The organism is Bradyrhizobium nivariense (assembly GCF_029846695.2).
In the GTDB taxonomy this organism is placed as follows: Bacteria; Pseudomonadota; Alphaproteobacteria; order Rhizobiales; family Xanthobacteraceae; genus Bradyrhizobium.
This window is the reverse complement of sequence record NZ_JARWCR020000032.1, coordinates 60,491-80,134: the sequence shown is the minus strand read 5'-3', so window position 1 is coordinate 80,134 and position 19,644 is coordinate 60,491. Positions and strand designations below refer to the sequence as shown.

Here is a 19,644-nt window from a genome sequence, read left to right as displayed (position 1 = left end):
GGAGGCTTTCCTCGGACCGGGCGGCAAAGGGTGAACGCGGTATCTGGCAGCGCCGCTATGGGGAGCACACCATTCGGGATAAAGGCGACTTCGTCCGGCATGTCGACTACGTCTACATCAACCCGGTCAAGCATGGTCTGGTCACCTGGGTGAGCTATGGAAAAGAGGATAGAAGCAAGTGATGGGTATCGCTCCGATGAACCCATTCTGCGCGCTGGAAGACTAGTGTCAAAGATGCTCTCTGGATTCGCGCGGGTTCTAACAGTCCTGCTGACCTGTAGCTGCATCTCGGTGGCGAGCGATAACTCGACCGACCTTCGGAATATGCTTCAAGAGCTCAGAGGATCAACCCATGTTTTTCTGATGCTCGTCCCATATCGAAGCTCATTTCGTGTCAGAATCGATGAGGTCGCCTTGCCGGACGTATCTTGTGTTTATGAAGTCGCTTCCGGAAACTCGGCTTTTGGTGAGACGCTGGATGCGATCCGTACGCGTGTCGTCTTGTTCGATGATCCCAAGCCGTTCGTCGACCTTCGCGTTGGCGTCGTCTTCAAGCGCAACGAAAAAATTGTCCAGGGATTCTATTTCAACGACCTTGGTGGATACCGTGAGGTGGGTGGCTTCAGCGGAGAGCTGCGTGTTGAAGGCGCACCTGATTTACCGAGTTATCTTCGCTCAATCGCGATGAAGCCGGGCGTTTCTCTCGTTCGGGATCGTCATCCCCGGTGTCCTCACGCGTAGGCGGTTCTTTCGGCATGTCGTGAACTCGTAGTTTGGGTGGAGTGATCCACGTCACTTCGCTTCACGCATCCGGTGGGCTATGCACTTGATGGGGGCCAGGTTAGCTGGCTCCTTGGTTGCCGCGCATGGCGGCGAATATTGGGGGAATATCAAAATGAGAACTCTGATCATCGCAGCCGGTGTGCTTTGCCTCGCCGTCTCGTCGGCACAAGCCGCCGGCAAGGAAGGCTACGCCAGCGCGCGGGCCGCTTGTCTTGCGCAGGCCGGCACCACGGAAGCGATCTTCTCGGCCCGCAAGGCGACATACGCCCAAGGCTTCGCCTACAAGCAGTGCATGACGGCCAAGGGTCACGACGTCGCCGTTCGCAAGGGTGACGGTTCGCGCCTTTATTGATCCGCTGCGGGCGCATCCGTTGGAACGCCGGTGCATGGCGCGAGTTGGCGGGCATGTCCCTTGCCGATCCAAAAGGCTGGCTCACCGGGATCGGCGTCGCCAGGTCGCGGCCGGCCGCGTTTGGTGTCCACGTGGTCCATTGCATCGCCTGGATCACTTTGGGCAACGGGCTTGAATGGCACTCGTTCGCGACGCTGGCGACATGGGGCATGACGTTGGTGATCCAGCGGGCCTAAACAACAACCTAAAGCGCGATGATGATTCATCCTCATCTCATCGCGCTTTAGCACCGCGACACCCGGGCGATTCACGCCAAGCTCGACGAGCTGCCCAAGGACAGCGGCCGCGCCGATCAGATGAAGGTCGATGCCGTCGCCGAGCGCCGTACCCCGTGCGCTCTGCCCGACGGGCCGCCGGGCCGATACCTCGAACGCCGCCGGGCCGACGGGCCCGAGGGCGGCGAGGACGTTCATCACCCGAAGCGCGCTTCGCAGTCGTGCGCGGGCCGGCTTTTTTCCGCATGCGCGCGGTAGGCGTCGATCGCCTTGTTGGCGAGCATCAACTGCCGGCGTTCGCCGGTCCTGAGCTGGGCTTCGATGGCGTCGAGAAGGACGTTCGCGGACTCGTCCGGAGGGCCGAGCTCTCCGCTCTGCTCCAGGAAGCTCCAGGCGATGAAGAATGCGCTTTCGACGGTGCAACGAATGGACATGCGTTGCCAACGCGGCGCGGCCGCCGACGTTCCGCGCGCCAGGCAGGGTGCCGCGAACCAGCCCGGGTTACTTCAGCGAGGTGCTGATCGAGCCGAATTTCAGCTTCAGCGTTGCGCCGAGATTGTTGACGACGGCGATGATCGCAAGCGCGATGCCGGCCGCGATCAGGCCGTACTCGATCGCGGTGGCGCCGGACTCGTCGGCCAGGAAGCGGCGAATGGTCTGCATGATTCTACCAGAATTCCAGGGAGAATGCTGGCGAGGACAATAGTTCGCAGAAGCTAGGTTCCCCTCTTTGGAACCGCACCTTGCGTCAATTTCGCATTTATCGTGATGATTAAAGCGGGCGGCGAGATGTCGATCCCGTCGCCTCGCGCTTCTTCCGCGTCCTAAAGCGCGATGAGATGAGGATGAATCATCATCGCGCTTTAGGTTGATGTTTGAGCATGATCTTTTCGGAAAACCGCTTCGCACTTTTCCGGATCATGCTTTAGTTCTTCAGCACGATGCGGCCGACGACCTTGCCGGCGCGCAATTCGTCGATCCAGGTCTGGACTTCGCCCATCGGCTCCTCGCGCATCGGCGTCGGCTTGATCTTCCCGGCGCGGGCAAGCGCCATCAGCTCGTGAGCCTCGGTGAGCGTGCCGACCATGAAGCCCTCGATGGTCATGCGCTTGTAGACCCACTGCACCATCGGCAGCGTGAACTGGCCGCCCATCAGCCCGGAGACCACGATCTTGCCGCCACGCGCGGCGACGGCGACTGCGAAGGCCATGGACTTCTCGTTGCCGGCGAAATCGACGATCTCGTCGAAGCCGCCCTCGGTCTCCTTGAGGATGCGCTTGATCACGTCGGGCTCGGCCGGATCGTAGGCCACCGCCGCGCCGTTCTTCAGCGCGGTCTCGCGCGCGGCGCTGCTGAGGTCGGCGACCGTGATCGGCTGCTTGAACATGGCCTCTGCAAAGGAAAGGCCCATCATGCCGACGCCGCCGAGGCCGATCAGCAGGAGATTGCGCTGGCGCGGACGGTCGACCAGGCGCTTGAGCGCGCCGTAGGCGGTGACGCCGGAGCACATCAAGGTCGCGGCCTGGTTGACGGGCAGGGGATCGTAATCGAGCAAATATTTCGCGTCGGGCACCAGCACGTGGGTGGCGAAGCCGCCGTCGATGGAGACGCCGAGGAAGCGTTGTTTGGCGCAGAGGTTCTCGTCGCCATTGGCGCAGTCGCGGCACTGGCCGCAGCCGATCCACGGAAACACGGCCTTCCTGCTACCGACGAGACCGGCGGGCACGTCCGGGCCGACTTCGTCGACCACGCCCGCGATCTCGTGGCCGAGCGTGAAGGGCAGCGTCATGCCGCGCGTGGTGTCGAGCTTCTTGCCGCCTCCGAGATCGGCGTAACCGTCCTGGATGTGCAGATCGGAGTGGCAGAGGCCGCAGCGCTCGATGCGCACCAGCACCTCGCGTCCTTGCGGTTTTGGCGTGTCGACGATGGTCTCGCACAGCGGCGCATCGAACTTGACCAGGGACTGCCGACGCATCAACGCCATATTTCTTCCTCCGAAATTATCTTTCTGTTTCGCTTCGTATATTGGCCAATTCACGCGCCATGGCAACAAAGCCGGAGATCGGAATGGTCTCCGCGCGCCGCGTCGCATCGACGTCGGCAGCATGCGCAAGCCGCGCGGGATCGGCGCCCAGCGACTTCAGGCTCTGGCGCAGCATCTTGCGGCGCTGGCCGAAGGCGGCGGCTGCGACCTGTTCGAGCAGCTTGCGATCGCAGGCGAGAGGCTTTTCGCGCGGTATCAGTCGCACCACCGAAGACGTGACCTTCGGCGGTGGCACGAAGGCGGACGGCGCAATGTCGAACAGGATTTTCGTCTCCGCTCGCCAATTGGCGAGCACGCCGAGACGGCCATAGGCCTCCTCGGTCTCGCGCGCCACGATGCGCTCGCCGACCTCGCGCTGGAACATCAAGACCATCATGTCGTACCAGGGCGGCCAGGGCTCGGTGGTCAGCCAGCCGATCAGAAGCGGGGTCGCGATGTTGTAGGGCAGGTTCGCGACGATTTTTGCTCTTTCGCCTGATAGCAGCGGGCGCGGGTCGAAGGTCATGGCATCGCCATGCACGATCTCGAGACGACCGGGATAGCGCGCGGAAATATCCTGCAAGGCAGGAATCGCGCGCTCGTCATGCTCGATGGCGATGACGCGTCTGGCGCCGAGTGCGAGCAAAGCGCGCGTCAGCCCGCCCGGGCCGGGGCCGATCTCGACGATGGTGGAGTCCTCGAGCGGAGCCGCCGCACGCGCGATGCGCGCGGTGAGGTTGAGGTCGAGGAGGAAGTTCTGGCCGAGCGATTTGCGCGCCGACAGCGCGTGCTGGCGAATGACCTCGCGAAGCGGCGGGAGGTCGTCGATCGCGCTCATCGGATGTTCGCAGCCGCCATCCGGCTCGCAAGCCTCAAGGCGGCGATCAGGCTTGCCGGATTGGCCTTGCCGGTGCCGGCGATGTCGAAGGCGGTGCCGTGGTCGGGCGAGGTGCGGATGAAGGGCAGGCCGAGCGTGACGTTGACCGCGTCGTCGAAGGCCACCGTCTTGATCGGGATCAGCGCCTGGTCGTGGTACATGCAGACGGCGCAGTCATAGGTGTTTCGCGCGGCTTCGTGAAACATGGTGTCGGCAGGGAGCGGTCCCTTCGCCTCGATGCCGTCGCTGCGCAACGCCTTGAGCGCCGGCGCGATCACGGTCTGCTCCTCATGGCCGAGCGAGCCGTCCTCGCCTGCGTGCGGATTGAGGCCGGAGATCGCGATGCGCGGATTCGAGATGCCGAAGCGGGATTCGAGCTCGGTTGCGACGATGCGCACGGTCGAGACGATCAGCTCGCTGGTGAGCTGAGCCAGCGCATCGCGCAGCGAGACGTGGATGGTCACGGGCACCACGGCGAGCCGCGGCGACCACAGCATCATCACCGGCTGCGGCACGTGGCCGTCCTCTGCGGCGAGCTCGGCGAGGAATTCGGTGTGGCCGGGATGGCGGAAGCCGGCGCGATAGAGCACGCTCTTGGCGATCGGGTTGGTGACGACGGCGCCGGCGCGGCCCTCGCGGACGTCAGTGACCGCCTGGCGGATCGAGGCGAGAGCGGCCGGTGCGCTCGATGCGTCGGGCTTGCCGGGCTCGGCGCTCGCGCGCTCGCCGGTCGCAACCACCGGCAGGGCCTCGGCGAAGACGGATTCGGCCTCGCTGGCGCTCACCGAAGCGATCCTGACGTCGGCGCCGAGCGCTTTGGCGCGGCGGGCGATCAGCGCCTCGTCGCCGAGCAGATAGAAGGCGGGCAGGTCCAGTTCGCGGCGCCTGAGCCAGGCTGCGATGGTGATGTCGGGTCCGATGCCGGCTGGCTCTCCCAGGGTCAGGGCGAGGGGCTTGGCAGGGTGCTTGGCCATCAGCGGTTGCGATATTCGATCATCGCCGCCTTGCGGAGCTCTTCGAGATAGGCCTTCTGGGTCTTCTCGTATTTCTCCGAGTACATCTTCTCGCGGATCTCGCGCTTCTTCGGCGTGTCGATCACGGTCGGCTTGCGCGAGCACAGCACCACCATCTCGATGCCCGCCTTGGTCGTTTCGGGCGCGGTCAGATGGCCGATCGGCGTGTCGTCGAGCACCTTGCGCAGCGCCTCGGGCAATTCCGCGGTGGTCTTGGTGACGGCGTCGCGGATGGTGGCGTTCGGCGTGGAGCGGAACAACGAATTGGCTTCTTCGCAGCTTCCGACGCGCGAGCGATATTGCTCGGCTTCCTTATGCCGCGTCTCCAGGAACGCCGGCGACGAGCCGCGCGGCACGATCAGCACGATCGGCTGCATCTTGTATTCGGTGCCCTCGATCTGGAGCTTCTCGTTGCCGCCTTCCCGCACCTTGTCGGCGACGTCCTTCTCGCCGACCATCAGCTTCTCCTTGAAGCGGCCGCGCACGAGGCTCGTCCAAACCATCTCGGCCTTCATGCGGCCCTTCAGGGTTTCGGGGCGGACGCCCTTGACCTCGAGCGACTTGGTGAGCTGGTCCGGCGAGATGCGCATGCGCTGCGCCATGCCCTCGTAGGACTGGTTGATGTCGGAGATGCCGGGGTCGACGCCGTATTTCTTGCCTTCCTTCATCTTCACCCTGTCGTCGATCAGCTCGTTGATGACGTCCTGACGGGCGGGCACCTTCTGCGTCGTCAACTGGTCGAGCTTGGAGCGCTGCTCGATATCGAAATCGGTGATGGGGTCGCCGTTGACCATCACGACGATGTTCTGCGCGCGCGACGGCGTGCCGGCCAGCAGCAGGGCGGCGAGGACGAGGAGGAGGCGGAAGACAGGCAACGGAATCGTCATATTTCTCGCTCGCATGTCAGCCGCGGTGAACCTGCGATCGGGAACACGCAGCCGGCACCTTCAAACTGATCACTGGAGGCCGCCGCCGGTACTGCTGGTCGTCGATGTGGTCGCCAGCGTGCGCAGGCCGATCTGGAACATGAACGCGTGGTTCAGCACGGGCGGCGTCGAACCCGCGGAATAGCTATATGAAGTTACATAGTTCAAGCCGAGCACGAAACAATCGTCGACATAGCCGGCACCGAGCACATACTGGTTGATCTTGTTGGCCTCCAGGTCCCAGCGCGCCGAGCCCGAGACCACCCAATTGGTCGCGACCTTGATCGAGCCCGAGGTCAGGATGCCCTCGCGGCGGGTCAGATAGCCAAGCTCCGGCTGGGCCGCGTAATTGCCGTAAATCATGCTGATCGACCAGCGATTGAAGTTGGCGCGGCCTTCCGCCTCGAAGCGCTGGACGTTCCAGGTCTGCTCGTCCATGCGGGAGCGGACGCTGAACGTATAGGTGCTGTTGGGCGAGTAGGCGGCGCTCGCCACATAGTCGGAGCGCGGCTTTTGCAGGCCGGAATCCAGGCCGGTGTTGATGGAGTCCTGGACTGCGTAGGAGTTCATGCCGAACAGCTGGTAGGACTGGCCGAACAGCACCTTGACGGCGCCACCCCTGTCGAACTGCGTGGTGGACTGCACGCCGACATTGGCGCGGCCGCCGCCCTCGACGCGGTCGTAGCCGGAGAACTTGTCGACGCTGAACAGGTTCGAGGCGTCGAACACCATGCTCTGCGCGTCCTCGTTGGGGAGCTTGCCGGCATAGGTCTCGTTCGGCCGGATGATGATCTGCGCGATCGGCTCGACGGTGGTCGAGCCCCAGGGCTGAATGTTGATGAAGGGGTAGCGGTATTCGAGGCCCACGGTCGGCATCAGGCGGAACGCCTGGGTGTCGCCGACAGGAAGAAAGTTCGACACGCCCGGCTGGTTGGAGACCGAGGAGTTGATCGCATCGGCGCGGAGAATGGCGAACGGCGTCCAGATTTCACCGAACGGATCGGTGTAGGACTTGCGCCACTGCGCCTCGGCCGTCAGGCGGGTGTAGGTGCCCGGGAAGCCGCGCAGCAGGCACTGCGACGGCGTGCGCGCCAGCGGATCGGCCGACGCCGTCGTGCACAGGCTGTTGGTGTTGGCGAGCGTCGTGATCGGATCGAACACCGCGGCATCACGCGACAGATTCACGAAATTGGTCTTGTAGCTGAACTCGCCGCCGAACACCGGATAGTTCAGCACGTTCGAGTAGTCGATCACGGGATAGACGACCGGCACCTGGCTCTGGTTGCCCGAGTAGCTCAGCCAGTACATCGTGCGCGCGTCGAAGAAGCTGCGATTGCCGACGCCGGTCAGATAGAGCTGCGACAGCGCGTCGGTCGGTAGATACAGGAACGAGCCCAGCGGATCGCGGTACTGCGACAACCGATAGTCCGAGAAGAAATAGTAGTCGGACATCAGGACGCCGTCCCAACCCCAGACCCACTTGTCGTTCAGCGCAAACTGGCCCTTGGTGTCGACCGCGCCGCGGAACTGGCGGTCGCCCGGCTGGCCAGCGAGCGCGCTCGGATCGAGCTGGTCGATGCCGTAGACGCGGACCTGATAGGCGCCGTCCATCAGGCGCTGGCGGAACTCGGCCTGGAACAGCACGCCCTGCTTGGACGTGATGCGCGGGCTGAAGGTCGCGTCCATATCGGGCGCGATCGCCCAGTAGAACGGCACTTCGACGCCGTAGCCGAACGGCGTGTTCGACGTGAAGCCCGGCATCAGGAAGCCGGTCTTGCGCTTCACGGTCGGGTCGGGCGTCGAGAAATACGGCATGTAGGCGAGCGGCACGCCGAAGAATTCGAGCTGCGCGGTCTCGAAATACAGCATCTTCTCCTGCTGGTCGTGGATGATGCGCGCACCCTTGACCTGCCACAGCGGCGGCTTCTTCGGATCGTCCTTGCACGGCGCGCAGGCCGTGTAGACGCCGTTCTCGAACACCGTGTAGTTGCCGCTGGAGCGGTCGGCGCGGCTCGCCGCCATGCGGGTCTGGTCGGCCGTGTCCACGCGCAGCGAATCGACGAAACCGTCACGGTAGTCGTCGGAGAGATCCATGATCTCGGCATAGGTGATCTTGCCGTCGGCATCCGTCATGCGGATGTTGCCTTCGGCATGGAGCCGCTTGGTCTTCTGGTCGTAGATGACCTTGTCGGCCTCGACGCTGGTGCCGTTGTAGAACAGCTGGACGTTGCCGACCGCGGAGACGCGCGAATTGTTGTAGTCGTAGTCGACCTCGGTCGCCTGAACCAGCATCTGGTTGTCGTTGGCGGCCTTCGGCGGCTTCGGACGCGGCGGCAGCGGATTGTAGGTGAAGCTTTGGGCGGAGGCCGGCGCCACGGCGGCAACGTCGATCAGGCCACCGAGCGATGCCACGGCGGCGACAGCAAGCAGGAACCTGCGAATGGACAAGCCACACCCGTTCGCGCGCACCAATATGCGCCGCGTCAAACGAGACACGGGTCCTCGGTGGACGGCCGTCACTATCCGTCCTCCTGATACAGCAAGGCCAAAAAGCCGGTGAGGCCGCCCACTACTACGGGCAACCACGCCGCAGCGATCGGATGCATCAACTCAGCCTTGCTCAAATCTTCAGTCACTTTCGACAGAACGTAGAGCAGAAAGCCTGCGCCCACGCCACTCAAAACCATCTTCTGTACGCCGCCCATCCGGAAGAAGCGCAACGACACGGAGGCCGCGAGCATCACCATTGCCGCAAGCAAAAACGGCTGCGCCAGAAGCTTCTGATACTGGAGTCGGTATCCGGCTGTCGCGAAGCCAGAGCTTTCGGAGGAACGGATGTAGCTCGGTAGTTGCCAAAAGGACACAGTCTCGGGTGTGGAAAAGCTGTTGCGGACCTGCGCCTCGGTCAGCGTCGTCGGAATCTCCAGGCTGGCCTGGTCGATCGGCGGCGAATCCAGCGAGAAGCGGCGGACGCCCCTGAACAGCCAACGGCCGGTATCGAGCGTCGCCTCGCGCGCCTCGACTCGTTCCTTGAAGTGTTGCTCCGTGTCGAACCGGAACAGCGTCAGCCCCGTGAGCCGGACGCCCTGCTGCTCGCTGCGCGCCGCGTTGATGATGGTCTGGCCGTCATTGGTGACCTGATTGAGCCAGAAGCCCGAAGCGTCCTGGATGCCGCCGCCGGGCGACGAGCCGAACAGCTCGGCTTCCATGCGCTTGGAGAGCTCGCGCAGATTGGCCGACATCGGATTGTAGGCGACGGTGGCGATTACTCCGATCAGGAGCGCGCTGCCGAGCGCCGGCGAGATGAATTGCCATGCGGAGACGCCGGCGGCGCGCGCGACCACGAGCTCGAGCCGGCGGGAGAGGGCGAGATAGCAGGTCATGGCGCCGATCAGCATGCAGAACGGCGTCAGCTTCTCCAGAAGCTGCGGCACGCGGAACAGCGAGGTCTCGGCCACCATGACCGCGGAGGCGGATGCAAGGCCTGAGGTCTTGCGCACCATCTCGATGTAATCGACCAGCACCAGCAGCAGGAAAATGCTGGCGAACACGCCGAGCGCCGCGACCACGAAACGGCCGGCGAAATAGCGCCCGAGTGTGTTGGTGAGCATGCTCATGCGGTAGCCGGCCGTCCGAACAGCCGCGCGATGCGCGCGTTCGACCTGTTGATGGCCTCCATGAGGCGCGGCGGCGGTTCGACCACGAGGCCGCCGATGATGATCGCCAGCCCGATGCCGATGGCACCAATGACCATCGCATATTGGACCAGCACCGCGCCCGGCGATTTCACCGCCATCACCGAGCAGGCGAAGCCGGCCATGCGCAGGCCGAACACCGCGAGGATCGAGGAGCCGATCGAGAAATTGCGACTCTGGCGCGTGGTGCGAGGCGCACCCAGAAACGCGAAGGTCAGCACGGCAAAGGCGAACGGATAGATCGGCGCCAACAGGCTGTCATGCAAGGCCGAGCGGAACTGGCCGGGAATCTGCTTGTAGACGGGATCGTCCTCGGACGGCGAGAGCAGCTCCCAGAGATAACGCTCGCGGATGCCGAGGGTGACGTCGCGGCCCTGGCCCGAGAATTTCGACATGTCGAAGCCGTAGCGGCCGAACGCCACCAGCGCGGGATCGCGCTTGCCGGCCTCGAAGCGCTGGAGATTGCCGGTCTCCAGCACCAGGAACGACCCGGTTTCGTTCTTCACGACTTCGCCGTGCTCGGCGACGATCGAGACGCGCTCGTTCGGATCACGGCGGTCGTCGATGAAGATGCCGGCGAGGATGCCGCCGGGCTGGCGTTCGCGAATCCGGATCGTCAGGTTCTTGTCGAGCTGGGCGAAGCGGCCGGGCTGCAGGATGTTGGTGAGCACGTCGGCGGTGATCTCGGCGTCCCACTGCTTGATCCGCCGCATGCCGTCGGGGGCGAGATAGGCCGCGATGAAGGCGACCAGCAGCGCCACCACGCAAGTGGCGTAGAAAAACGGATAGAACAGCCGGAACGGCGAGAAGCCGGCGGCATTCATCACGATGATCTCGGAATCGGTCGCGAGCTTGTTCAGGGTGTGCGAGATCGCGATCATCAGCGCGATCGGCGAAATGATCAGGACCAGCGCCGGCACGACGAGGCTGGTGATGCCGAGGAAGGTCAGGATGGTCTGACCCTGGCTCGTCATCAGGTCGATGCCGCGCAACGCCTGCGTAATCCAGATCACGCCCGTGAGGCTGACCAGGACCAGCGCAAACGACGCGAGCGTCGTGCGGAAGATATACCTGTCGATTGACCCCATGCGCTACCGCACGAATCCCACCAAGTCCCCAATGCCGGCCGGAATTCTGGCTGTCCAACCAATCCCCGCGAGGGGATCCCCAAGGTCGGCCAACCATCTCATCCGCCGGCTTACACTCTCACTACCATCCCTTTGATCCGTCAACAAAATGGCTGCCCCGTGGCACCCTCAATATATGGTTAATATTTCCCTCGTTGTGGCCCCCCGGCCACGGGGGGTGCTTGGCATCTGCCGGGCCGGTGGCCCATAGTGCGGCTGGCTCAGTGAATCGCCGTTCAGCTCCGGCCCGTGGCCGGGACCGCCGATCGGCAAAAAGCCCATGTTTTGGAGGAGTTACCCATGTCCGATGCCATCAAGGTCGGCTTCGTCCCGTTGTCTGCTGCCGTCCGTGGCATCATGGTCGTGTTCTGCGACGACAGCCTGAAGCTCGGCCCTGCGACCGCCAAGGCGCTCGGCGGGGCTACCGAACTCGTGAAGCGGGCGGCCTCCGCCGCCGCCTTCAAAGGCAAAAGCGGCGCGGCGCTGGACATCCTGGCGCCGGAGGGGGTGAAGGCCACCCGTCTGATCGTGATCGGCGCCGGCAAGGCGGTCGACCTGAAGGCGAGCGACTTCCTTAAATTCGGCGGCGTGGCGGCGAGCAAGCTTGCCGCCGGGGCGGCGGCCATGACCATCATGGCGGAACTGCCCAATGGTGCCATGACGAGCGAGCAGGCGATCGCGATCGCCTCGGGCCTGCGGCTGCGCACCTACAAGTTCGACCGCTACAAGACCAAGAAGAAGGACGGCGAGGAGGATGGCTCGCGCGCCGACATCTCGCTCGCGGTCGGGGATGCCGCGGCCGCGAAGAAGGCGTTTGCATCGGCCGGTGCGATCGTGGACGGCGTGATCATCGCGCGCGACCTCGTCAACGAGCCGCCGAACGTGCTTTTTCCCGAGGAGTTCGCGCGCCGCGCCGGCCTGCTCCGCAAGCTCGGCGTCAAGATCGAGGTGCTCGACGTCAAGGCGATGGACAAGCTCGGCATGGGTGCGCTGCTTGGCGTCGGCCAGGGCTCGGCGCGGCCGAGCCGCACCGTGATCATGCGTTGGGACGGCGGCAAGAAGGGTGAGGCACCGGTTGCCTTCGTCGGCAAGGGCGTCTGCTTCGACACAGGCGGCATTTCGATCAAGCCGGCCGGCAGCATGGAGGACATGAAGGGCGACATGGGAGGTGCTGCCTGCGTCGTCGGCCTGATGCATGCGCTCGCGGCACGCAAGGCCAAGGCCAACGTCGTCGGCGCCATCGGCCTCGTCGAGAACATGCCCGACGGCAACGCGCAGCGCCCGGGCGACATCGTCACCTCGATGTCGGGCCAGACCATCGAGATCATCAACACCGACGCGGAAGGCCGCCTGGTGCTTGCCGATGTGCTCTGGTACGTCGCCAAGAAGACGAAGCCGAAATTCATGGTGGATCTGGCGACGTTGACCGGCGCGATCGTGGTCGCGCTCGGCACCGAGTATGCCGGCATGTTCTCCAACAATGACGAGCTTGCCGAGCGGCTGCTGGCGGCCGGCATCGAGAGCGGGGAAAAGGTCTGGCGCCTGCCGCTCGGCCCCGAATACGACAAGCTGATCGATTCCCAGTTCGCCGACATGAAGAACACCGGCGGCCGCCATGGCGGCTCGATCACCGCAGCACAGTTCCTCCAGCGTTTCGTCGACGGCACGCCCTGGGCGCATCTCGACATCGCCGGCACCGCCATGGGCGCGCCGAAGACCGACATCAACCAGAGCTGGGGAAGCGGCTATGGTGTCCGTTTGCTCGACCGTCTGGTCGCCGACCATTACGAGCGCAAATGACCCAAAATGACTGAAGTGCTGTTCTACCATCTGCAAAACATGACGGTGGAGAACGTGTTGCCGCCGCTTCTCGAGAAATCGCTCGAGCGCGGCTGGCGCGTCGTGGTGCAGTCGACGTCGCCGGAGCGCGCCGATGCGCTCGACGCTCACTTGTGGACCTATCGCGACGATTCCTTTCTGCCGCACGCGACATGGCGGGTGAACGACGCCGCCGATCAGCCGATCGTGCTGGCGGTCGAGGAGGACAATCCGAACGGCGCCAATGTCCGCTTCCTCGTCGACAACGCCGCGCTGCCGCAGGATGCACAGGGCTATGAGCGCATGGTGCTGCTGTTCAACGGCGACGATCCGGACGCGCTTGCGTTTGCCCGCAGCGCCTGGACGGATTGCAAGGCGCGGGGATTTGATGTCACCTATTGGCAGGCCGACGAGCGGGGCCGATGGCAGAAGCGGAATTAGCGGTCGCTCGCAATTAATGATAATTTGCACTTTTCGGGCGATGATGGCTTTGGTCACCTTCGTGCCGCAAAGTGATGTTGGGACAATCGCTTAGGGTCGGTCCTTCACGCGGGGAATTTAGTTTATCGTGCGACATCAAAAGCTTCCCAGCTCGCTCATAATTGTGTTGGCTGCCGTAGCCCCGCTGGTCGCGGGCTGCTCGGGTGGGACCGATCTGTTTTCCAGGGACGCCCAGTGGTTCAGTACGCCCAGCCGCCTTTTCATCCGGAACATCTCGATTGAGTCGCCGCCGCTGACCCCCGACAGGCCGGTTGGGGCCGAGGATCTGGTCAGCGCCGACGGGGGCTGTCCTGGCTTGGCGCCGCCGCCCGGGCCGGCTGATGCCAATGCGTCGACGACGTCGCCGGCGCCCATGGGCGGCACCGTCGCGCTCGGCCACACCGAATGCGACGTAGTGCGCGGCATCGGCGCGCCCTCGAACGTCAATCTCTCCGGTGATGCCGCCGGCAGGCGCGTTGCGGTCGTGACGTGGACGACCGGTCCGCGCGCCGGCATCTACACGTTCACCGCCGGCCGCCTGTCCTCGATCGAGGGCACGCCGGAGGCGCCGGTTCTGCCGAAGGCGACCAAGCCGAAGCCGAAGAAGAAGTCGGCAGCTTGATAAGACCTGCGCGCGCGCTTCGCTAGTTATGCGCGGGTGAACATGCGGGGACGGGGCGCGCCGTCCTTCGTCCCTGGACCCAGCCCTGTCCGAGCTAACGGCCGCTTTTCGCGATGTGCTGCCAAAACGCCTCTGCGGCCTGGGCCAAGCGAAGCTTCGGCCGGAACACGTGGATTTCGATCGGCACCCACCATTCCGGCCCGCCCGCTGCGACGATCTCGCCGGAGGCGAGTTGAGGAGCGATCAGACTTTCAGGCAGCCATGCCATGCCGCGGCCGTCCTGGACCATTGTCACCAGCAGCTTCGCCAGGTGAGAGGTGAACGTCGTCCGCAGATTGACGTCGAGCGGAGACGTCGCGCGGACGGCTTCGAGGATCCGTCCCATGCCCGATTCAGGACGGAAGCTCAGAAACGGGACCGGCGCGGCTGCCGTACCCGGGAGCCTGAAACGCGGTTTGCGGCTCCGGCCTGAAACCGGCACCGAGGCGGGGACGAGCCTGTCATTGCCGACATGCAGCGAGCGGAAATGGGACGGCGCCAAAGCCGTGGTCGCCGCCGGATGGAAATGGCAGAGCAGGAAATGCGCGTCGCCAGCCAGCAATATCCGTTCACAGGCCTCCATGTGATTGGCGACGAGCTGCACGTTTGGAACGAACGACAGCTTGGTCTCGATGCCGCGCAGCCAATCGGGAAAGAAGGTCAGCGACAGCGCGTTGGTCGAAGCGAACTTCAGTACGTCGGATGCACCGCGGGCTCTCTCCTGAGCGTCGAGCCGACCGGCGGAAAGCCGGCGCAGGACGTCCTCGGCCGTCTCGCGAAAGCCTTCGCCGGCGGGCGTGAGATTGACGCTGTGGGTCGTGCGATCAAGCAGCGCAGCGCCGGTCCATAGCTCGAGCGCCTGTATTCTGCGGCTCAGCGCCGGCTGCGAGCAATTGCGCTGCTCTGCTGCCCGCGAGAAGCTGCGCGTGGTCGCCACCGCGATGAAATCATGCAGCCAGTTGATCTCCATCGCACGCCCCTCCTGCATCCCTGCATTGCTTATGCATGATTTGCATAATGATATCAGAACACGACATTGGATTTCCAGTGTGGCGGGCGGCACGGTGGGGCGAAAGAATTTTTCCGGAGGAAAGCGCGATGGCCGTGCGGACGCTGTACGACAAGCTGGTCGACGCCCATGTCGTCCGCAATCTCGATGATGCCGGGCTCGTGTTGCTCTATGTCGACCGCACCGTGCTCAACGAATATACCAGCCCGCAGGCCTTCGCGGGGCTGCGTGCGGCTGGACGCAAGGTCTGGAATCCGAAAGCGGCGCTGATGGTGGTCGACCACGTCAATCCCACAGCCGCGCGCCGCACCCGCGCGATGCCCGACAGCGCGGCGGCGCGGCAGGTCGACTATTTCGCCGAGAACGCCAGGGATTTCGGCATCGAGTATTTCGACATTCTCGACCCCCGGCAGGGCATCGAGCATGTGGTTGCTCCGGAGCAGGGGCTCGTCATGCCCGGCATGGTGATTGCCGCCGGCGACAGCCACAGCACGGCCTATGGTGCGTTCGGCGCCCTCGGCTACGGCATCGGAACATCCGATATCGAGCACTATCTGGCGACCTCGACGGTTCGCTACCGCCGGCTCAAGACGATGCGCATCGACTTGAGCGGTCGTCTCCCGCTCGGCGTCACGTCCAAGGACATCGTGATGGAGGTCATCCGGCGCATTGGTGCCGACGGCGCGACCGGATACGCGGTGGAATTCAGCGGTCCCGTCGTCGCGGGCATGAGCGTCGAGGGACGGATCGTGATGTCGATCATGATCGTCGAGGCGGGCGCGCGCGGCGTCGTGATCGCGCCGGACCAGAAGGTGCTGGATTATCTCAAGGGCCGTCCGCGGGCGCCGAAAGGTGAGATGTGGGAGCGCGCGGCCAGGCACTGGCTCACCCTGGCCTCGGACCCGGACGCCCGGTTCGATCGCGAGATCGCGCTCGATGTGTCCGAGGTCGCGCCGCTGGTGACCTGGGGCACCAGTCCGGACCAGGCGATCGCGGTCACCGAGAGCATTCCCGATCCTGCACAGCAGAGCGCGCCCGACCGCAAGGCGGCCGCAAGCCGCGCATTGAGCTATATGGGCCTCACGCCCGGATTGCCTATTCAATCCGTCCCGATCGACTTCGCTTTCATCGGATCCTGCACCAATTCGCGGATCGAGGATTTGCGCGATGCCGCCGAGATCTTTCGCGGCCGCCGCGTCGCCGATGGCGTGCGGGCGATCGTGGTGCCGGGTTCGAGCCAGATCAGAGGGCAGGCCGAGGCGGAAGGGCTCGCCAAGGTGTTCACCGATGCCGGGGTCGAATGGCGGCAGTCCGGCTGCTCGATGTGCCTTGCGATGAATGACGACGTGCTGAGGCCGGGAGAGCGGTGCGCGTCCTCGACCAACCGCAATTTCGAGGGCCGCCAGGGGCCGGGCGCGCGCACGCATCTGATGAGCCCGGCAATGGTGGCCGCGGCAGCCGTCACCGGACACATCACCGACGTGCGATCTCTGCTGGAAGGATCGCGTCAATGATCCCGTTCGATCAGGTCACGGGCGCGGCCGCGCCGATGATGGCGCCGAACGTCGACACCGACGTCATTATGCCGAAGATGTTCCTCAAGGGCGTGGACCGTGGCGGCCTCGGCGAGGGGGCCTTCAATCTGCTGCGCTTCAGCGGCGGCCGGCCCAATCCGGAATTCGTTCTCAATCAGGACGGTTATCGCGACGCCTGCTTTCTCGTGGTCGGCCCGAATTTCGGCTGCGGGTCGAGCCGCGAGCACGCCGTCTGGGGGCTCCAGCAACTCGGCATTCGCGCGCTGATCGGCACCAGCTTCGCCGGCATCTTCAACGACAATTGCGCCAACAACGGTCTGCTGACGATCTCGCTTGATCCCCTCGTGCTGACCGAACTCGCCGAGGTCGCGGCCGACAGCTCGCGCAATGAAGTCACGATCGACCTCGCGGCCCAGACGATCCGGTTCGACCGCGGCCGCCGCTCGATCATGTTCGACATCGAGCTGGCGAGGAAGGAGGCGTTCCTGACGGGCCGCGATTTCATCGCGTCCACGCTGGTCTTCGCCGACGATATCCACGCCTTCGAGGCGCGATATCGCGCGGAGAATCCCTGGATCGGCTGACTGGCGCGATTTCGGCGCGGCGCGATCCGTCGTGCCGCGAACCAACGATAAAACAGTGGAGGGACCCTTGGTAGACACGACATATAGCCCGGCTGACGCGCCGGAGGCCGCCGCCGCAACGACTCTGGCTCGTCTCAAGATCGGCCCATTGCCGATCGGCATCTACCTCGTCGCCGCACTCGTCTGCGGAGCTGCCGTCTATTTCGGAAAGCTGCCGAACGACATCATTGGCGGTCTATTGGTTCTGATGCTGCTCGGCTTTCTGCTTGGCAAGCTTGGCCAGACCATCCCGGTCCTGAAGCAGATCGGCGGTACGGCGATCCTCTGCCTGTTCGTGCCTTCGGCCCTGGTGAGCTACGGCTTGATGCCCGAGGTTGCCCTGAAGGCGATCGCGACCACGTTCCGCACGGCCAACTTTCAGTACTTCTTCATCGCCTGTCTTGTCGCGGGTTCGATCCTCGGCATGCCCTACCGCGTTCTGGTTCAGGGCTTCATTCGCATGTTCGTTCCGCTCCTCGTCGGCACGCTCGCAGCCGTCGGCGCGGGCATCGCCGTGGGGCTTCTGTTCGGCCACAGCCCGAACCACACGTTCTTCTTCGTCATCATTCCGATCGTCGGGGGCGGACTTGCGGAGGGTGTCCTGCCGCTGTCCATCGCCTATTCGGAGATGCTGCATCGGCCGCAAGGCGATCTCGTGGCGCAAATGGTGCCGGCGGCATTGCTCGGCAACGTCGTCGCGATCGTCAGCGCAGGGCTGCTGGCTCGCCTCGGCGAGAGGCGGAGCGACCTCAACGGCAAGGGCATGCTGATCAAGACGGGCGACGACGACATTCTCGGCGAGGCGCGGCCGGACCGGGCGATCGATCTCGGCCTGCTCGGCGCCGGTATGGTGCTGTCGTGCGGCCTGTTCGTGCTCGGCATGGTCCTCGCGCCGCTCACCGGCATCCCGGGACCGATCATGATGATCATCGCCGCGGTGGCGCTGAAGCTGACCAGGATCCTGCCGGCCGAGATGGAGCTCGGCGCCTATCAGATCAACAAGTTCATGTCGACCAACCTGACGTTCGCGATCCTGGTGGCGATGGGGACATTGCTGGTCTCGTGGCAACAGCTCGTCGCTTCGTTCAATCCGGGCTACATCATGATCTGCACGACCACGGTGCTGGCGATGATCGCGTCAGGATTCTTCGTCGGAAAGTGGCTGAACATGTATCCGGTCGAGGCGGCAATCGTGACGGCCTGCCACTCGGGCCTCGGTGGCACCGGCGACGTCGCCATTCTCGGCGCCGCGGATCGCATGAGCTTGATGGCGTTCGCCCAGATATCAACCCGCGTCGGCGGCGCAATCATGATCGTCATCGCGACGCTTCTGATGAAATCGATGTCTTGATACAGGCCGCGGCGTTTCGCGGGATGAATGTTGCAGAGGAGGCTTCTATGCTAGAATTCGAACAGGCTCGATCGTGCCCGGATCCATCGGAGATCGGGCTGACGCGCCGTCACCTGATGTCGATGGCGCTGACAAGTGGTGCCGTCGGTTCGGCAATACTGGCGCCGGGTGCTTTCGCTCAGGAGAATGATGCGGTGAAGACCGGCCAGATTCAAAAGTTGCTGCCAGGGTTTCGCCAGACGCGCCTCAAAACGAGCGGGGCCGAGATCAATGCACTGGTGAAAGGCGAGGGCCCGCCACTGCTTTTGCTGCACGGACACCCGCAGACGGTGGCGTGCTGGCACAAGGTGGCCCCCAGGCTTGCGGAGCGCTTTACCGTGGTTCTGACCGATCTGCGCGGCTACGGTGATTCGAGCAAGCCCGATGGCGGCAAGGACAGCATCGCCTATTCCAAGCGCGAGATGGCGCGGGATCAGGTCGAGGTGATGCGCGCGCTCGGTTTTGATCGCTTCCGGGCCGTGGGTCACGATCGCGGCGGGCGCGTTCTGCATCGCCTCTTACTCGATCACCCGGATGCCGTTTCCAAGGCCGTCCTGCTGGACATCGCGCCGACCGCGACGATGTACGCCAAAGTGAACAAGGAGTTCGCCACAAGGTACATGTGGTGGTTCTTTCTCATTCAGCCGGCGCCGCTTCCGGAGACCCTGATCGGCAACAACCTCGAATTCTATCTTCAGACCCATATCAACAAGCAGAACAAGACGCCGGGCGCGATCGATCCGGTTGCGTTCGAAGAGTACCGCCGGTGCTACACCCGCGAGACCCTGCACGCCGTCTGCGAGGACTATCGCGCCGCCGCCGGGATCGACCTGATCCATGATGAGGCGGATTCCGACAGGAGGATCGGTTGCCCGCTCCTGGTGCTCTGGGGAGGCAAGGGGGTGGTCGGATCGAGTTACGACGTGCTCGAGACGTGGCACGCCAAGGCGAACGATGTGCAAGGCGCAAGCCTGCCCTGCGGCCACTATCTGCCGGAAGAAGCTCCTGAGCTGCTCCTCGAGAAGCTCAATACCTTCCTCACGTGACTGCTGTGACT

General features: G+C 64.2%; 20 protein-coding genes and 1 pseudogene. 11 read left to right on the top strand and 10 right to left on the bottom strand.

All coding sequences use genetic code 11. The features are described from left to right. Positions 1 to 2: 2 nt before the first annotated feature. From QCM77_RS24800 to QCM77_RS24785, 4 genes and pseudogenes are all read left to right on the top strand, one after another. Positions 3 to 152 (top strand): annotated as a pseudogene (locus QCM77_RS24800) (REP-associated tyrosine transposase); the annotation flags it as partial. 73 nt (positions 153 to 225) lie between these two features. Beyond that, entirely contained in the window at positions 226 to 741 is a 516-nt protein-coding gene (locus QCM77_RS24795; protein WP_279686409.1) for a hypothetical protein, read from the top strand. A 154-nt stretch (positions 742 to 895) separates the two neighbouring features. Further along, complete coding sequence (locus QCM77_RS24790) at positions 896 to 1,135, top strand: hypothetical protein (protein WP_279666077.1); 240 nt, start codon at positions 896 to 898, stop codon at positions 1,133 to 1,135. Between the two features lie 53 nt (positions 1,136 to 1,188). After that, positions 1,189 to 1,371 carry a hypothetical protein gene (locus tag QCM77_RS24785; RefSeq protein ID WP_279685258.1) on the top strand — a complete coding sequence of 61 codons (183 nt, stop codon included), beginning with the start codon at positions 1,189 to 1,191 and terminating at the stop codon, positions 1,369 to 1,371. 236 nt (positions 1,372 to 1,607) lie between these two features. On the opposite strand, the gene QCM77_RS24780 is transcribed toward QCM77_RS24785, so the two are convergent. The 9 genes from QCM77_RS24780 to lptF all read right to left on the bottom strand — a co-directional run bounded on the left by QCM77_RS24780 (position 1,608) and on the right by lptF (position 11,032). Beyond that, the gene (locus QCM77_RS24780) at positions 1,608 to 1,844 is read right to left on the bottom strand and encodes a hypothetical protein (RefSeq protein WP_279666075.1); all 237 of its coding nucleotides are present in this window, start codon (positions 1,842 to 1,844) and stop codon (positions 1,608 to 1,610) included. A 67-nt stretch (positions 1,845 to 1,911) separates the two neighbouring features. After that, the gene (locus tag QCM77_RS24775) at positions 1,912 to 2,073 is read right to left on the bottom strand and encodes a Flp family type IVb pilin (protein WP_462675945.1); all 162 of its coding nucleotides are present in this window, start codon (positions 2,071 to 2,073) and stop codon (positions 1,912 to 1,914) included. A gap of 262 nt (positions 2,074 to 2,335) precedes the next feature. Beyond that, positions 2,336 to 3,394, bottom strand: coding sequence for an alcohol dehydrogenase (locus tag QCM77_RS24770; RefSeq protein WP_279685257.1), 1,059 nt, complete (start codon positions 3,392 to 3,394; stop codon positions 2,336 to 2,338). Between the two features lie 16 nt (positions 3,395 to 3,410). Further along, the gene (gene rsmA / locus QCM77_RS24765) at positions 3,411 to 4,271 is read right to left on the bottom strand and encodes a 16S rRNA (adenine(1518)-N(6)/adenine(1519)-N(6))-dimethyltransferase RsmA (protein ID WP_279685256.1); all 861 of its coding nucleotides are present in this window, start codon (positions 4,269 to 4,271) and stop codon (positions 3,411 to 3,413) included. After that, entirely contained in the window at positions 4,268 to 5,284 is a 1,017-nt protein-coding gene (pdxA, locus tag QCM77_RS24760) for a 4-hydroxythreonine-4-phosphate dehydrogenase PdxA (protein WP_279685255.1), read from the bottom strand. Before pdxA ends, rsmA begins: the two co-directional genes overlap by 4 nt. Continuing rightward, entirely contained in the window at positions 5,284 to 6,210 is a 927-nt protein-coding gene (locus QCM77_RS24755; RefSeq protein ID WP_279666071.1) for a SurA N-terminal domain-containing protein, read from the bottom strand. The genes pdxA and QCM77_RS24755 overlap by 1 nt, the downstream gene beginning before the upstream one ends. 69 nt (positions 6,211 to 6,279) lie before the next feature. After that, positions 6,280 to 8,769, bottom strand: coding sequence for an LPS-assembly protein LptD (locus tag QCM77_RS24750; protein WP_279666070.1), 2,490 nt, complete (start codon positions 8,767 to 8,769; stop codon positions 6,280 to 6,282). Further along, entirely contained in the window at positions 8,769 to 9,866 is a 1,098-nt protein-coding gene (gene lptG / locus QCM77_RS24745; protein WP_279666069.1) for an LPS export ABC transporter permease LptG, read from the bottom strand. Before lptG ends, QCM77_RS24750 begins: the two co-directional genes overlap by 1 nt. Further along, on the bottom strand, positions 9,863 to 11,032 hold the full coding sequence (gene lptF / locus QCM77_RS24740; RefSeq protein WP_275167196.1) for an LPS export ABC transporter permease LptF: 1,170 nt from the start codon (positions 11,030 to 11,032) through the stop codon (positions 9,863 to 9,865). The genes lptG and lptF overlap by 4 nt, the downstream gene beginning before the upstream one ends. A gap of 339 nt (positions 11,033 to 11,371) precedes the next feature. Here lptF and QCM77_RS24735 point away from each other — a divergent pair, with 339 nt between their 5' ends. From QCM77_RS24735 to QCM77_RS24725, 3 genes are all read left to right on the top strand, one after another. Then, positions 11,372 to 12,871 carry a leucyl aminopeptidase gene (locus QCM77_RS24735; protein ID WP_279685254.1) on the top strand — a complete coding sequence of 500 codons (1,500 nt, stop codon included), beginning with the start codon at positions 11,372 to 11,374 and terminating at the stop codon, positions 12,869 to 12,871. Between the two features lie 6 nt (positions 12,872 to 12,877). After that, positions 12,878 to 13,330, top strand: a complete 453-nt coding sequence (locus QCM77_RS24730; protein ID WP_279666067.1) for a DNA polymerase III subunit chi — start codon at positions 12,878 to 12,880, stop codon at positions 13,328 to 13,330. Positions 13,331 to 13,496: 166 nt separating this feature from the next. Continuing rightward, entirely contained in the window at positions 13,497 to 13,991 is a 495-nt protein-coding gene (locus tag QCM77_RS24725; RefSeq protein WP_279685253.1) for a hypothetical protein, read from the top strand. Positions 13,992 to 14,085: 94 nt separating this feature from the next. Here QCM77_RS24725 and QCM77_RS24720 read toward each other — a convergent pair whose 3' ends face one another. Continuing rightward, entirely contained in the window at positions 14,086 to 15,000 is a 915-nt protein-coding gene (locus QCM77_RS24720; RefSeq protein ID WP_279666065.1) for a LysR family transcriptional regulator, read from the bottom strand. A 128-nt stretch (positions 15,001 to 15,128) separates the two neighbouring features. On the opposite strand from QCM77_RS24720, the gene leuC reads away from it, so the two are divergent. The 4 genes from leuC (at position 15,129) to QCM77_RS24700 (ending at position 19,633) form a co-directional block, all read left to right on the top strand. Next, positions 15,129 to 16,553, top strand: a complete 1,425-nt coding sequence (gene leuC / locus QCM77_RS24715; RefSeq protein WP_279666064.1) for a 3-isopropylmalate dehydratase large subunit — start codon at positions 15,129 to 15,131, stop codon at positions 16,551 to 16,553. Further along, on the top strand, positions 16,550 to 17,158 hold the full coding sequence (gene leuD / locus QCM77_RS24710) for a 3-isopropylmalate dehydratase small subunit (RefSeq protein WP_279666063.1): 609 nt from the start codon (positions 16,550 to 16,552) through the stop codon (positions 17,156 to 17,158). Before leuC ends, leuD begins: the two co-directional genes overlap by 4 nt. Before the next feature lie 67 nt (positions 17,159 to 17,225). Then, positions 17,226 to 18,548, top strand: a complete 1,323-nt coding sequence (locus tag QCM77_RS24705) for a 2-hydroxycarboxylate transporter family protein (protein ID WP_279666062.1) — start codon at positions 17,226 to 17,228, stop codon at positions 18,546 to 18,548. After that, on the top strand, positions 18,545 to 19,633 hold the full coding sequence (locus QCM77_RS24700; RefSeq protein ID WP_347882391.1) for an alpha/beta fold hydrolase: 1,089 nt from the start codon (positions 18,545 to 18,547) through the stop codon (positions 19,631 to 19,633). The genes QCM77_RS24705 and QCM77_RS24700 overlap by 4 nt, the downstream gene beginning before the upstream one ends. Positions 19,634 to 19,644: the final 11 nt, after the last annotated feature.

What these genes read in the sequence shown, in the direction of transcription:
- QCM77_RS24775 (WP_462675945.1), bottom strand. Translation starts at nt 2,073, where the DNA reads ATGCAGACCATTCGCCGCTTCCTGGCCGACGAGTCCGGCGCCACCGCG.
- QCM77_RS24770 (WP_279685257.1), bottom strand. Translation starts at nt 3,394, where the DNA reads ATGGCGTTGATGCGTCGGCAGTCCCTGGTCAAGTTCGATGCGCCGCTG.
- QCM77_RS24735 (WP_279685254.1), top strand. Translation starts at nt 11,372, where the DNA reads ATGTCCGATGCCATCAAGGTCGGCTTCGTCCCGTTGTCTGCTGCCGTC.
- lptG (WP_279666069.1), bottom strand. Translation starts at nt 9,866, where the DNA reads ATGAGCATGCTCACCAACACACTCGGGCGCTATTTCGCCGGCCGTTTC.
- rsmA (WP_279685256.1), bottom strand. Translation starts at nt 4,271, where the DNA reads ATGAGCGCGATCGACGACCTCCCGCCGCTTCGCGAGGTCATTCGCCAG.
- leuC (WP_279666064.1), top strand. Translation starts at nt 15,129, where the DNA reads ATGGCCGTGCGGACGCTGTACGACAAGCTGGTCGACGCCCATGTCGTC.
- QCM77_RS24790 (WP_279666077.1), top strand. Translation starts at nt 896, where the DNA reads ATGAGAACTCTGATCATCGCAGCCGGTGTGCTTTGCCTCGCCGTCTCG.
- pdxA (WP_279685255.1), bottom strand. Translation starts at nt 5,284, where the DNA reads ATGGCCAAGCACCCTGCCAAGCCCCTCGCCCTGACCCTGGGAGAGCCA.
- QCM77_RS24785 (WP_279685258.1), top strand. Translation starts at nt 1,189, where the DNA reads ATGTCCCTTGCCGATCCAAAAGGCTGGCTCACCGGGATCGGCGTCGCC.
- QCM77_RS24780 (WP_279666075.1), bottom strand. Translation starts at nt 1,844, where the DNA reads ATGTCCATTCGTTGCACCGTCGAAAGCGCATTCTTCATCGCCTGGAGC.
- QCM77_RS24720 (WP_279666065.1), bottom strand. Translation starts at nt 15,000, where the DNA reads ATGGAGATCAACTGGCTGCATGATTTCATCGCGGTGGCGACCACGCGC.
- QCM77_RS24730 (WP_279666067.1), top strand. Translation starts at nt 12,878, where the DNA reads ATGACTGAAGTGCTGTTCTACCATCTGCAAAACATGACGGTGGAGAAC.
- QCM77_RS24755 (WP_279666071.1), bottom strand. Translation starts at nt 6,210, where the DNA reads ATGACGATTCCGTTGCCTGTCTTCCGCCTCCTCCTCGTCCTCGCCGCC.
- lptF (WP_275167196.1), bottom strand. Translation starts at nt 11,032, where the DNA reads ATGGGGTCAATCGACAGGTATATCTTCCGCACGACGCTCGCGTCGTTT.
- leuD (WP_279666063.1), top strand. Translation starts at nt 16,550, where the DNA reads ATGATCCCGTTCGATCAGGTCACGGGCGCGGCCGCGCCGATGATGGCG.